This is a genomic window from Streptomyces sp. NPDC058620 (genome assembly GCF_042717135.1).
Lineage (GTDB): Bacteria > Actinomycetota > Actinomycetes > Streptomycetales > Streptomycetaceae > Streptomyces.
This window is the reverse complement of sequence record NZ_JBHXQO010000012.1, coordinates 60,685-72,895: the sequence shown is the minus strand read 5'-3', so window position 1 is coordinate 72,895 and position 12,211 is coordinate 60,685. Positions and strand designations below refer to the sequence as shown.

At 71.7% G+C, this 12,211-nt stretch carries 10 protein-coding genes and 1 pseudogene; 5 read left to right on the top strand and 6 right to left on the bottom strand.

Features of this window, described 5'->3' with window-relative positions; genetic code table 11:
* Window positions 1–139: 139 nt before the first annotated feature.
* Window positions 140–514: a GntR family transcriptional regulator gene (locus ACFWSK_RS14825; protein WP_383785067.1), complete on the bottom strand. Its 375-nt coding sequence runs from the start codon at window positions 512–514 to the stop codon at window positions 140–142.
* A 94-nt stretch (window positions 515–608) separates the two neighbouring features.
* Between ACFWSK_RS14825 and ACFWSK_RS14820 the strand changes: the two genes are divergently transcribed.
* A complete protein-coding gene (locus ACFWSK_RS14820; protein ID WP_383785064.1) occupies window positions 609–1,694 on the top strand; it encodes a GNAT family N-acetyltransferase in 1,086 nt (361 codons plus the stop codon).
* On the opposite strand, the pseudogene ACFWSK_RS14815 reads toward ACFWSK_RS14820, so the two are convergent.
* Window positions 1,643–2,593 (bottom strand): annotated as a pseudogene (locus ACFWSK_RS14815) (serine hydrolase domain-containing protein); the annotation flags it as partial. The gene ACFWSK_RS14820 and the pseudogene ACFWSK_RS14815 sit on opposite strands and share 52 nt — an antisense overlap.
* Window positions 2,594–2,971: 378 nt before the next feature.
* On the opposite strand from ACFWSK_RS14815, the gene ACFWSK_RS14810 reads away from it, so the two are divergent.
* The gene (locus tag ACFWSK_RS14810; RefSeq protein WP_383785061.1) at window positions 2,972–3,103 is read left to right on the top strand and encodes a hypothetical protein; all 132 of its coding nucleotides are present in this window, start codon (window positions 2,972–2,974) and stop codon (window positions 3,101–3,103) included.
* 39 nt (window positions 3,104–3,142) lie between these two features.
* Here the strand turns inward: ACFWSK_RS14810 and ACFWSK_RS14805 are convergent, their stop codons facing one another.
* On the bottom strand, window positions 3,143–6,229 hold the full coding sequence (locus ACFWSK_RS14805; protein ID WP_383785058.1) for a BTAD domain-containing putative transcriptional regulator: 3,087 nt from the start codon (window positions 6,227–6,229) through the stop codon (window positions 3,143–3,145).
* Window positions 6,230–6,545: 316 nt separating this feature from the next.
* Between ACFWSK_RS14805 and ACFWSK_RS14800 the strand changes: the two genes are divergently transcribed.
* Window positions 6,546–7,094, top strand: a complete 549-nt coding sequence (locus ACFWSK_RS14800) for a hypothetical protein (RefSeq protein WP_383785056.1) — start codon at window positions 6,546–6,548, stop codon at window positions 7,092–7,094.
* Window positions 7,095–7,162: 68 nt separating this feature from the next.
* Here the strand turns inward: ACFWSK_RS14800 and ACFWSK_RS14795 are convergent, their stop codons facing one another.
* Both ACFWSK_RS14795 and ACFWSK_RS14790 read right to left on the bottom strand, forming a co-directional pair.
* Window positions 7,163–8,383, bottom strand: coding sequence for an epoxide hydrolase family protein (locus ACFWSK_RS14795; protein ID WP_383785054.1), 1,221 nt, complete (start codon window positions 8,381–8,383; stop codon window positions 7,163–7,165).
* Between the two features lie 89 nt (window positions 8,384–8,472).
* Window positions 8,473–8,847 carry a DUF3237 domain-containing protein gene (locus ACFWSK_RS14790; RefSeq protein WP_383785051.1) on the bottom strand — a complete coding sequence of 125 codons (375 nt, stop codon included), beginning with the start codon at window positions 8,845–8,847 and terminating at the stop codon, window positions 8,473–8,475.
* Between ACFWSK_RS14790 and ACFWSK_RS14785 the strand changes: the two genes are divergently transcribed.
* Both ACFWSK_RS14785 and ACFWSK_RS14780 read left to right on the top strand, forming a co-directional pair.
* Window positions 8,831–9,220: a hypothetical protein gene (locus ACFWSK_RS14785; RefSeq protein WP_383785048.1), complete on the top strand. Its 390-nt coding sequence runs from the start codon at window positions 8,831–8,833 to the stop codon at window positions 9,218–9,220. The two genes, ACFWSK_RS14790 and ACFWSK_RS14785, sit on opposite strands and share 17 nt — an antisense overlap.
* A 15-nt stretch (window positions 9,221–9,235) precedes the next feature.
* Window positions 9,236–9,598, top strand: a complete 363-nt coding sequence (locus ACFWSK_RS14780) for a DUF1304 domain-containing protein (protein WP_383785045.1) — start codon at window positions 9,236–9,238, stop codon at window positions 9,596–9,598.
* A 155-nt stretch (window positions 9,599–9,753) separates the two neighbouring features.
* On the opposite strand, the gene ACFWSK_RS14775 is transcribed toward ACFWSK_RS14780, so the two are convergent.
* On the bottom strand, window positions 9,754–11,964 hold the full coding sequence (locus tag ACFWSK_RS14775) for an MMPL family transporter (protein ID WP_383785043.1): 2,211 nt from the start codon (window positions 11,962–11,964) through the stop codon (window positions 9,754–9,756).
* Window positions 11,965–12,211: the final 247 nt, after the last annotated feature.

Below are 12,211 nucleotides of genomic sequence, written 5' to 3'. Positions count from 1 at the left end.
GGGTCTGACACGGCCGACACGGCCTCTGACGCGATCTGTGATGCGATCTGTGCTGCGGGCGCGCTTCATCGCCGTACGCGAGCGGGCAGTTCAGGCCCCGCCGACGGCCGGGAACGCCTGCGGCCACCGGACACCCCGGTCACCGCAGGTACGCCGCCCGCACGGCGTCCTCCGCGAGCGACAGCGCCTCCGCCCTCGACAGCCCGAGGCGCCGCGCCTGTTGTGCGTACTCCTGCGCGGCCGCCGCCGCGTTGCGGTCGGCCGCGTCCCCCGCGGCCGCGATGAAGGTGCCGTTGCGGCCACGGGTCTCGATCACCCCGTCGGCCTCCAGTGCCCGGTAAGCCTTGGCGACGGTGTTGGCGGCGAGGCCCAGCTCTTCGGCGAGGCCGCGTACGGTCGGCAGTCTGTAGCCGACGGGCAGGGCGCCGGAGCGGGCCTGTTCGGAGATCTGGGTGCGCAGTTGCTCGTACGGGGCGGTGGTGGCGTCCGCTTCAAGAGCGATCTTCAGGGTCACCGCACGATTGTCTCCCACGGCCGTCCGCCGCGGCTGTCCCCACGGCCGGAAAATCGGAGGCGACCGGTGCGGCGGTCCGCGTAGCCTCCGGCGCATGACTGTGATCGTTCGTGACTTCGGCCCCGCCGACGCCGAGGCATGGGTGGCGGTGCGGCGTGCCGCGCTGCCGTACATGGTGACCACCGCGGAACAGGTCGCCTTCGACCTGGCCCACGCGCATCCCGACAAGAAGTACCGCCTGCTGGTCGCCGAGGAGGACGGGGAGATCATCGGCACGGCGCAGGTCGGCTTCGCCTACGACACTCCCGAGCCCGGGCAGGGCTTCTGCAATCCGTACACCCGCCCGGACCGGCTCGGGCGCGGTGCGGGCTCGCTGCTCCTGAGCACCGCCGAGGGGTACCTCGCCGAGGCCGGCGCGGTCGCGGTCTACACGTGGGTGCTCGACGAGCCGGCCAACCGGGAGTTCGCCCGCAGGCGCGGTTACGTGGCGAGCCGGCCGGCGCACTTCCTCCACCTCGACCTGGCGAACGGAACCCTGCCGGAACGCCAGGTGGTCCCGGCAGGCGTCGAACTGCGTACGGCCGCCGATTTCGGCGACGACCCGCGACCGCTGTTCGAGGCCGACGCCGAGGCGACGGCGGACGAGCCGAGCGACACCCCCACCGAGTTCACGGACTACGAGGACTGGCTGAACCACACCTGGCACCATCCCGGCCTGGACCGGGAACTCACCTCGGTCGCGATGGTGGACGGCGTGGGGGGGGGGGGGGGGGCGGGCCCCCCCCCCCCCACGCCGTCCTGCCCGCTGGGGCACGACGCACTACGCGCGTCTCTCGGCCCTCCTCACCGTCCCGGCCTCCCTGGGCGCCGCCCTCGCTCCATGGGCCGGCACCGTCCTCTCCGGCCCCTTCGGCGGATACGACGCACTCTTCCTGGCGCCGGCGGCAAGCTCCCTGCTGGCCGCCGGTCTGGCAACGGTCACAGGAGTACGGCCGCCTCCGCCGCCTCTGCGGCCGGCGGCGCCTCACTCGACCGGCAGGCCGCCGGCCGTCACCCGCACAGGGTGGTGTCGAGCAGGGCGTCGGCCTGGGTGAAGCCCTGCTCGGTGGGCGGCGGGTCGGCGGTGACGGCGATCGTGGCGGCTCGGCCGTCGTCGGTGACGCCGGGAGACGTGTGGTAGCCGGGGGTGTCGCCACCGTGGCCCCACATCAGGCCGCCACAGCTCAGCGGCACGCTGATCAGCCCCAGTCCGAACCGGGTGCCCGGGACAAAGCCCAGATCGTCGGGGACCTTCACGGTGGTGCGCATCTCGGTGAGCTGGGCGGGCTGAAGGAGCTTGCCACCAATGAGAGCGGAGAAGAAGCGGTTCAAGTCGCTCGGGGTGGAGATCAGCTGCCCGGCGGCCCAAGCCCATGAGGGGTCGATCTCCGTGATGTCCTCCAGCGGCGCTCCGGGGCCGGTCGCGTGGTAGCCGCGGGGGTGGGCCTCGCGGATGGCCTGGTCGCCGATGCCCGGGAAGTAGGTGTGGCGCAGTCCGATGCGGTCGATGACGCGTTCGGTGATCTGCTCGGCCAGCGGGCGGCCGGTGACCTTCTCGATGAGCAGCCCGGCAACGACGTAGTTGGTGTTGCTGTACGCCAGGCCGGTGCCCGGCTCGAACTGCGCTTTCCGGGCCAGGGCCAGGTCGAGCAGGGTGCGGGGCTGGTAGTACGTGTGCCGGTCCTTGCCGAGGACCGCTTCGAGCATGAAGCTGGTGTAGTTGGGGAGTCCGCTGGTGTGCTGGAGGAGATGGCGGACGGTGATGTCCCGGCCGTCGATGCCCTGGCCTCGTAGGAGGTGGGGCAGGTAGGTCTCGACGGGGGAGTCGAGGTCGACCTTGCCTTCGCCGACGAGTTGCAGGATGACGGTGGCAGTGAAGGTCTTGGTGTTGCTGCCGGCCCGTACCTGTCCGTCGACCGGTACCTTGGCCCTGGTCCTCAGGTCGGCGACCCCGGCGGTGTAGTTGCGGGCGCGGCCTTGGCGGTCCACGGTGGCGGCCAGCGCGGCGGGGAACCTGCCCTCGGTCACCAGCCGCTCCATCCCCTTGCGTACGGCATCACGCGGGCCGTGAGGCTGCGCCGCCGACGAGGGCAGTGTGCCGCCGACCGCCAGCGCGGCAGCGATCACCGCCACCGCCGCGATACCTCGCCGCCGCCCGGACTCCGAACGAACACGAACGCGCTGTTGGGAACGATCCGACATGGCTGAACTCCCCTGTAGAGCCTGCTGGTTGCACCGGTGAACCGGATGAGTCCAGCCTGCTCGTTCAAGATCAGCCGGGCCAACCCGGCAGCACGCCCATGCAACGTAGGGACAACCCCCGCCCCACCGGGGAGCCTGGCCCCCCTCACGTGTCCGGCCCGCGTCACCGGTCCGCGCTCACCGGTCGGTCGGGCGTCGGTGCGGGGCGTGCTGGAGGTGGCCGGTACCCAGATCCTCTTCGACCTCGCCGACCCGCCGCCTCCGGACACGGTCGACGGCACATGGGTCGAGGTCAGTGTGGAGCGGGGCAGCGTCAGCCTGTGGCCGGAGCGTGGACAGAGGCACTGACAGTGCCCTGGAACCGGTCGGCGGGGACTCCTGCGATGTTCAGCTGCCCCCGTCCCGTGTGCTGGTGCCCGATGGTCGCGCAGCCGGCGCCGTGCCGCTCAGCCCGTCGCGTGCCATGCCGTACTCCCTGGGGTGGTCGCGGGCTCCGGGAAGGGAGAGCGCCGTCCGGAATTCCTGGCGTGCCTCCGCGCGCCGACCCGCCGCCACGTACGTGCTGCCGAGACGGATGCGCACCTCCATCTCCAGCCACGTGCTCGTGTGCTCGGTGAGCGTGGACAGTGCCTCGTGGTGGGTGTCGACCGCGGAGAGCAGGTTGCCCTGGACATGTTCTGCGGCGGCGAGCTGGGACAGGCACACCGTGCGCAGGGGCAGGTCCCCGGCCTCGCGGGCCAGTTCGGCCGCCCGTAGCAGCAGGGCCGTGGCCTCCGTGTGCCGGCCGAGGGCGACGTGGGCGTCTGCGGCGAAGCACAGGGTCTTGCTGATCATTCTGGGGCGGCCGTTCTTCTCGGCCAGGGTGAGGGCGGTGGCGTAGTGCTCGAGCCCCCGCTCGTACCGTCCGTGCCGGCAGTGGATCGCGCCGAGGTTGCAGGTCGCTATGACGGCCAGCCAGTCGTCGTCTAGTCGGACTGCCAGCTCCACCGCCTCGCTCAGGTGGGCGACCGCCTCCTCGGTGCGGCCCAGGGGCCACATGGCCGCGCCCAGCCCGGCGACCGCCCTGGCCCGGTCCCGCTGGTCGTCCTGCCCTGCCCCGTGGCGCAGTGCGTCGGTGAACCAGGTGTGTGCCTGCCGGAACCGTCCCTGATAGACGTCGACCATTCCCATGCAGTTGCGCAACGCTGCGGGCATCCGCCGGTCGTCAGCCATGTCCGCGCAGGGCAGCGCATGCTCCAGGGCGGCACGGCACTCGTGGTAATGGCCCTGGCGGACCAGGTGGTCGACCAGGGCTTCGGCGATCCAGCAGGCATGGTCGAACTGGCCGGCGGCGGCCGCGTAGGCCACCACGTCGACCAGTTCTCCGCCCGCCGCGTCCAGCCACGCCGAGGCTTCCCGCCACTTGTGGAAGGGCGAACCGGTGACGTCGGGGCCGGTCAGGAAGCCCTCGGGTTCCCCGTCGCCGGCGATACGTCCGGCAGCCGTATAGAGGTGCAGGACGGCGACACGGTCCGCAGCGGCCTCCGCGGGCGCCTCGGCGGCGAGGCGCCGCGCGTGTGCGCGTACGAGGGTGTGCAGCCGGTAGCGGCCGGGCTGCGGCTGCTGCAACAGGCTGGCGTCGACCAGATCCTCCAGGAGGCTTTCGGCGTCCGCACGAGGACGGCCCAGCATGGCCGCGAGCGTGAGTCCGTCGAAGCGCACGGTCGGCGCCAGGCCCAACGCGCGGAAGCCGCGCCGCAGTTCGGGCGCGAGCTGGTCGTACGACATCCTGAAGGCGGCTTCCACGCTGCGGTCCTCGGCCCGCAGCTCACCGAGGCTCTGCGTGTCGTCGGACATCCGGCCGGCCAGAAAGGCCAGGGTCCAGGACGGGCGGTTCTGCAGCCGGGCGCCCGCGATGCGCAACGCCAGCGGCAGGCCGCCGCAGCGCAGGGCGAGGTCGCGCGCGGCGTCGGGTTCACGGTCCGCCCGGGACCCCCCGAGGAGCTCGCGGAGCAGACCGACGGCATCGGCGGTGACCAGCGGCTCCACGGTGAGCCGCAGATCGGCGTCGAGGCCCGGCAGACGCTGGCGGCCTGCCACCAGGACCCGGCTCCCCGGTCCGGCGGGCAGCAACGGACGCACCTGCTCCGCGCTCCGGGCGTCGTCCACGACCAGCAGCAACCGCAGTCCGCTCGTGGCCGTCCGCCAGGCCGTGACGAGGTCACTCAAGTCGTCGGCCTCATCGCCGAGTTCACCGCCGCCGCCGCGGACGGTGCGCAGGAGGCGGCGAAGGGCCCGCTGAGGACCGACGCTCTCGTGTGCGGCGCCGTGCGCGTGCAGGTCCACGAACAGACAGCCGTCGGGGTAGGCGTCGGCGAGTGCCCAGGCGGCGCGTACCACCAGGGCGGTCTTGCCGACGCCCGCCGTTCCGTCGACCGCCACCACGGACACAGCCCCTGGGGGTGCGGGGGCGGTGAGCAGGGCGAGTTCCCTCTCGCGGCCGACCAGACAGGCGGTGTCTCCGGGCAGTTCGTTCCGGCGGGGGTGGGGACGGGGGTGGACGCGGCCGGGAGGGTTGGACGCGTGGGGGAGTCGGGGGTCGTCCGGGGAGTCTGGGGACGGAGGCTGCGCGCCCTCGGGAGCGAAGGCGTCGCTGGTGCTCGGCCGCGCCACCCGGCCGAGCACCAGCCGGTCTTCCCTGCGCAGGACCGCCTGGTGCACTCGGCGCAGTTCCTCGCCCGGCTCCACGCCCAGCTCGTCGAGGAGCCGACGCCGGATCTCCTGATAGGCGGCGAGTGCTTCGGCCTGCCGACCGCTGCCGTACAGTGCGCGCATCTTGAGGGCGGCGAGCGGTTCGTCGTACGGCAGGGCCAGGGGCGCCGCCATGAGGTCGCTCAGGGCATCCGGGTAGCGGCCTAGCAGGACCAGGCACTCCGCCCGGCCCTGGTGCAACGTGCGGCGCTGCTGGGCGAGGCGTTGCCGTTCCGTGTCGGCGAGCGGCCCCGGCAGACCGGGCAGGGGCTCGCCCCGGAACAGCTCCAGCGCCCGACTGCCGTGGTCGAGCGCGGAATCGAGATCACCGGCGGCCCTCGCGCGCTGCGCCTCGGCGGCCTGTTCGGCGAGTTCGGCGAGGTCGGTCCGGGCCCCGCCGGACACGAAACGATATCCGCCGCGCTCACCGTGAATCACCGACGCGCCGGGCTGCCCGGCGCCCGGCGCGTCCAACGCCTTCCGCAGCGCGTAGACGTAGCTCGGCAGGACCCGGTGGCCCGTCCCCGGGGGTTCGCTTCCCCATACGTCGTCGAGGAGTTGCCGGTACGTCACCAGGGCGGGCGCACGGAGAATCAGGGCGGCGAGAACCGCCTGCCGTCGTACGGGGCCGAGCGCGAGCGGCGCACCGCCCCGGCGCGCCAGGACCGGTCCGAGGAGATCGATCCGCACGCGCCCCCTCGCGTCGGCCGGATGCGCGCCGGAACCCGCTGAATCCACGTCCATTCCGAACTCTCCCCGTTTCCCCGTGCGCCCTTTGCCCGCGCAGTGTCGCAGGCGCCTTGCTTCAGCAGGATTTCATCGGCATTCCAGCGCCTCGGAACAGAGTGTGCCAAGTTGCGCCGGGTGTCGACGAACCGGGCTGAGAGGTCCGGGCCGGGCCGACGGATTCGGTGACGGCTCCGAGGCCCCTGGTGAACCGGGCGAGCGTCCGAACAGGGTTCGCCGAGGTGCACTGCCCGGCGCGAGGAGCCGGCCACCACCGAGCAACACGTGGTCTGCGAAGTCCATCCACCACATCATCGAGAAGGGCCACATCACTATGTCGCACGTCAATCGCCCGCCCGGCGCACAGCCCACCCGTCGTGGTGGGCGATGGGAGCGTTACCGGGTCGCCCACCCGTTCTCCGCCCAGGACCAGGCAGGTCTGTGGGGCGCGATCGTGGGTGTCGTGGCACTCGCCGTCCTGCTCGGCTGGGCACTCGACACGAAGGGTGGTGTGGTCATCGTCGCGGCGGCCCCCTTCATCATCTCCTGGTACGAGAAGCGACGCACAGCGTTCCAGTTCGACGCCGCCGGCGCCCGGTTCGGCAACGTACTGCTGCCGTGGACCGACGTCACCCAGTTCGTCGTGGCCGCGCCGCCGAACGGCCAGTGCGCGCTGATCGGTGCACGACTGCGTCCCGGCGCGGCCTTGCCGGCCGGTGCGGTCGTCCCGCCGCAGAACCCGTCCATGCCCGCACCGATCCACGTCGCCGTGCCGGCTGACAGGTTCGATCTGGCGAAGATGGTCCGCAAGGCGCGCAAGTACGCGCCGCCGCACATCCAGATCGTGGTGGCCGAACCGTCGGGGGAACGCGTCGCGACCTAGCGCGATCGCTGATCAACGATCGCGGTCGGTCTACGTGCCGCCCTCGTCGGTGACGGACCTGCCGCCCCTTATCGCGGGGGAGTCTCGCGGAGTTTCCGGAAGAACCTTCGTACGTCGTCGACCAGCAGGTCAGGCTGCTCCATTGCCGCGAAGTGACCGCCCCGGTCGTACTCCGTCCACTGCACGATGTTGTTCGTCCGGTCCGCGATGTGCCGCAGCGGGATGAAGTTGTCGTGTGCGAAGTCGGCCACGGCGGTCGGCGCTGTCGATGGTCCGGGTGGCGTGCCCCAGTAGTCGGCGTGGGCGCGTTCGTAGTAGATGCGTGCGGACGAACCGGCGGTTCCGGTCAGCCAGTACAGCATCACGTTGGTGAGCATCACATCGCGGTCGACGGCGTCTTCCGGGCGGTCCCGGGAGTCGGTCCACTCCTTGAACTTCTCTGTGATCCAGGCCAGTTGCCCCACCGGCGAATCGGTCAGGCCGTACGCCAGTGTCTGCGGGCGGGTCGACTGGACGTCCGCGTAACCCTGACGTTCACGACACCATTCCTGGAAGCGTTCCCAGGAAGCCAGCGTGCGCTTGCGTTCGTGCGGGCTCAGCGCGTCCAGTTCCCTGGCATCGGGTTCGTGTGTGGCGCCCGAGTTCGGAAGCAGGTTCAGGTGTACGCCGATGACCTGGTCAGGCAGCGTCCGGCCCAACTCCCGTGAGATGGCCGCACCCCAGTCACCACCCTGCACCCCGTACCGCTGGTGGCCGAGGCGCCGCATCAGCTCGGCGAACGCGCCGGCCACCCGTCGGAACTCCCAGCCCGTCTCAGGTGTCGGGCCCGACAGCCCGAAGCCGGGGATGCTCGGCAACACGAGGTGGAACGCGTTCGCCGGGTCGCAGCCATGCGCCCGCGGATCGGTGAGGGGACCGACGACCTCGGTGAACTCGACGAACGAGCCCGGCCAGCCGTGCGTCATGAGCAACGGTGTGGCGTCCGGTTCGGGGGACCGAATGTGGGCGAAGTGGATGAGCGCCCCGTCGATTGTCGTGGTGAACTGCGGCCAGGTGTTCAGCCTGGCCTCGGCGGCACGCCAGTCGTACTCGTGTCGCCAGTACCGGACGAGTTCCCTGAGGTAGCCCCGGGGGACGCCGTACTCCCAGCCCACTCCGGGCAGTTCATCCGGCCAGCGCGTGCGATCCAGACGCTCGTGCAGATCGGTCAGCTCCTCCTGCGGGATGTGGAGGCGGAACGGGTGAACGCTGTCGTCGGAGGGTGCGGATGAGGGGTTTACGGAAGTCATGGCCCTATTCCTACTCCGGTCGGCGTCGCCCCTCGTGGTGGGGGTGCGGCGGCCGCCCGGCGGCAAGGGAGGAACGGGGCGGCCGACGGTCACAGCACCTGCGAGACCTTGTAGGCGATCCCGTCCTGGACCAGGCAGCCGGACCCGACGCAGACAATGCCGTTGAGCCATACGTACGTCTCGGCCCCGGGCTCGAAGACGGGAGTGGTGCGGAAGTAGTAGCGGGCCGGGTCGATCCGGAGCCGCTCGGCGGGGTCGGCGAGCGCCTCGCGCAGCGGGGGCGGCGTGACCCAGCGGCCCCCGTAGGTCATGTGCGCCAGCGCGCCGTCGTGCGCGCGCAATGTCAGCCGTACATCCAGGGTCATGGTGCCGTCCGGACCGAACAGGGCCCAGTCGCCGCCGGGCAGCACGTCGCCGTGCAGCCGCGGACCGTGGAGGCTCCCGCCCGTGGCCCCGAACAGCACGCGCCGGCCGAAGGGGCCGCTGCCGAACGGGAGTCGGGGAGCGAGGTCGACTGGGAGTCTGGAAGGAATCGCCATCGGCCGCCTCGCCACCGACCTGGAACTGAGCAAGAGCGGAATCCCGACGCTGTTCGGGACCAAGGAGAACCTGCGACTGGCCGCCGCCGAGACGGCGCGCGAAGAGTTCTCCGAGGCCGTCGTACGCCCGGCACGAGCCCCTGCGCCGGGCACCCCGCGGCTGTGGGCGCTGACCGAACGCCGGCTCACCTACGCACAGACCCCGCTCTTCGCGGGCGGCTGCTTCTGGGCCGCCGCGCTACCCGACCTCGACAGGATCTGCTGGTCACGACTTGAGCGTTGGCCTGTGATGGCGTGACATAGTGTGCCCGCTATGAACGCCCTCGCCGTGGTCGCTGTCGTCGCGCTCGCCCTGCTGCACGTGTACATCCTGGTCCTGGAGATGTTCCTGTGGACCGGCCCACGGGCGCGAGCCGCCTTCGGTACCACGGAGGAGTTCGCGGTTGCGACCAAGGCCCTCGCCGCCAACCAGGGCCTGTACAACGGCTTCCTGGCAGCGGGGCTCCTGTGGGGTGCCTTCGCCTCCGACCCGGTTGGCTTCCAGGTGCGGGTCTTCTTCGTGATCTGCGTAGCGGTCGCGGGCCTGTACGGTGCCGCGACGGCGTCGCGCAAGATTCTCTTCGTCCAGACGATTCCGGCCCTGGTCGTGCTGGCGCCCGTACTCCTGGCTCGCTGAACGTCGCGGACACGTCCGGTCCGCTCGGCCACCGAACCCGATGACCTGGACCTGCCGTAGCGCGGTCCGCCACATGGTCAACGGGTTCGGAGGGCGACCGGGTGCGCGCCGCTGCCACCGGGTTCATACGCCCCCGTGGCACTCCGGTCCGAGCCTCAGTACGCCGTGACCTGGTCCGGTTTTGGGGCAGGCGTGGTCGCACGGTGCTGCGGGTGGCCGCCCGCGGTGGGCCGCGGGCGGACCGGCCACCAGATGGCCCGGCCGAGGAGTGCGGCAACGGCGGGGACCAGCACCAGCGAGAGGACGAGCGCGGAGAGCATGATGCCGAGCGCCATCGCGAAGGCGACCTGTTCGCTTCCCGGGGTCGTGGCGAGCGTGGCGAAGGAGCCGGCCAGCGCCAGCCCGGCCGTCGCGATGGCCGGTGTCGTGTGCCGTACCGCGCGGGCCACGGCGTCACGGGCCGGGCCCGGTCGCCGCATCTCCTCCCGGATCCGGTCGGCGATCAGGATGTTGTAGTCGGTGCCCAGTGCCACGACGAACAGGAACAGCACCAGGGGGAGGGTGAAGTTGACGCCCGGTTTGCCGAGGGTGTGCTGGAAGAGCAGTGTGGCCGCGCCGAGGGTGGCGGCGAAGCCGAGCCCGACGGAGAGCATCAGGACCACCGGTGCGAGCAGGCTGCGCAGGAGCAGCAGGAGGATCAGCGCGATCAGCGCGGCCGCGACCGGGAACACGATCTTCAGGTCGTGGTCGACGGCGGTCGAGACGTCGGCGAAGATCGCCGCCGTCCCGCCCACGTGTGCCGTCGTCCTGGCGGGTGTGTGCTGGGCGACCGTGGCCCGGATCGGTCCGGAGGCCAGGTCGCGGGCCTCCTGGCTCTGCGGGTCAGCGGTCGGGTAGAGGTCGATCCGGGCGGCGCGGCGGTCCTCGTTGAGGACGGTCGGCGCGACCTTGCCGACGCCGTCGACCTGGGTGAGCGCACGGGAGAGGCCGTCGAGTCCGGCGGTGGTGAGGGTGCCACCGTCCGTGGTGGTGACGAAGACGCTCGTCGGGTCCGACACTCCGGCCGGCAGCGTGCGGGAGATCTCGGCCGCGGTGACGGCGGCGGCGGTCCGGTCACCGGAGTCGCCCCGGCCGTAGTCCATGCGGATGCCGGTCAGCCCGGCGGCCAGCGCGGCAAGCAGGGCGACCGAGGCCATCAGCATCATCAACGGTCGTCGCGTGACCAGCACGGCGAAGCGGGCGGCACGACCTTCGCCCGGCTCGTGGCGCAGAGTTCGGGAAGGCCAGAACATCTTGCGCCCGGCGGCCGCGAGCAGCGCAGGCAGCAGGGTGAGACTGCCGAGCAGCATCACCAGGACCGCCACGGCGATTGCGGGCCCCAACGAGCGGAACTGCCCGAAGGTCGCCAGGCCCAGCGTGGCGAACGCGGCCACGATGGTCAGCGCCGCCGAGGTGATCGCGGTGCCCACCCGGCCGGAGACCTGTTCGGCCGCCTCGCGTGCGGACTGCTCGGGCCGGTCGCGTAGGTGTTCGCGGAAGCGGAACAGCAGGAACAGCAGGTAGTCGACGCCGATGCCGAGCAGGACCACGCTGATCAGCCCCGGGGTGCCCGCATCGAGATCGCGCCCGGTGAGCATCGCCGCACCCGCCACGGCGCCCGCCGCCACACCGCCTATGACGGCCACCGCGAGCAGCGGCAGCAGGGCCGCCAGCACACTGCGGAACACCAGCACGTTGAGCAGGACGATGAGCCCCATGACGAGGGCGCTCCCGACCGTCGCGGCGGTCTCGTGGGCATCGGTGGTGTCGACGGTCTCGGCGAGACTCCCGGTGAAGCCGGTGCGCATTCCCGCCTCGGAGAACTGCACCTGGGCGGCGTCCCGGAAGGCCCGGTAGACGCCCTGGACCCCCTTGTCCGAGGGGTTCCCGGTCAGCTGGACGGAGAGCAGTTCGAAACTCCGGTCGGGCGCCATCATCGCCGGGGTGATCCGGGGCGTCTGTGAGCGGTCCGGAACCAGGAACTGCGGGACGTCGTCCTCCCTGGGCATGATCACCCGGCGTTGGGCCAGCTTCGCCGCCTCGGCCTCGACCCGCGTCTCGTCGGCGGCGCCGAGGGCCTTGCCGTCGGACCGGGCTACCAGCATGGTCACCGTGGTGGCGTCGGGGTCCACCCCGAACTGTTCCTGGGCGATATGCAGCGCGGCGGCCGAGTCGTAGCTGCGGGGCAGGAAGTCCCCGGTCTGGTGCTGGGTGACGCGGGCGATCAGTGTCGGGGTCAGGGCGCTCAGTACGACACCCAGCACCGCCCAGAGGGCGATGACCTTCCATGGGTGTCTGGTGGAGTATCCGGTCAGGGCGCGGATCACGATGTCCTCCGGCGGACGGTCTTGAGTGCGGACGTCTGCCGGGGGCTCCCGGCCGGTCTCCAGACCATCACTGGGAGGGGCCGCCCAGCGTCGGGGCAGCGGATGAACCGGACCGGGGCCCTGGGTCCTCCCCCGGCCCGCGACCAGGACCCTGGTCCTGGTCCCGATGGGGGCCCGCGTCCGGGGCAGGGGCCGCCAACCGCTGCCGCCGGTGCCGGCACGGCGGGTGCTGTGCAACCCTGTCCCG

Coding starts and splice junctions, on each gene's coding strand:
- ACFWSK_RS14820 (WP_383785064.1), top strand. CDS start 609: ATGACTGTGATCGTTCGTGACTTCGGCCCCGCCGACGCCGAGGCATGG.
- ACFWSK_RS14805 (WP_383785058.1), bottom strand. CDS start 6,229: ATGGACGTGGATTCAGCGGGTTCCGGCGCGCATCCGGCCGACGCGAGG.
- ACFWSK_RS14800 (WP_383785056.1), top strand. CDS start 6,546: ATGTCGCACGTCAATCGCCCGCCCGGCGCACAGCCCACCCGTCGTGGT.
- ACFWSK_RS14795 (WP_383785054.1), bottom strand. CDS start 8,383: ATGACTTCCGTAAACCCCTCATCCGCACCCTCCGACGACAGCGTTCAC.
- ACFWSK_RS14780 (WP_383785045.1), top strand. CDS start 9,236: ATGAACGCCCTCGCCGTGGTCGCTGTCGTCGCGCTCGCCCTGCTGCAC.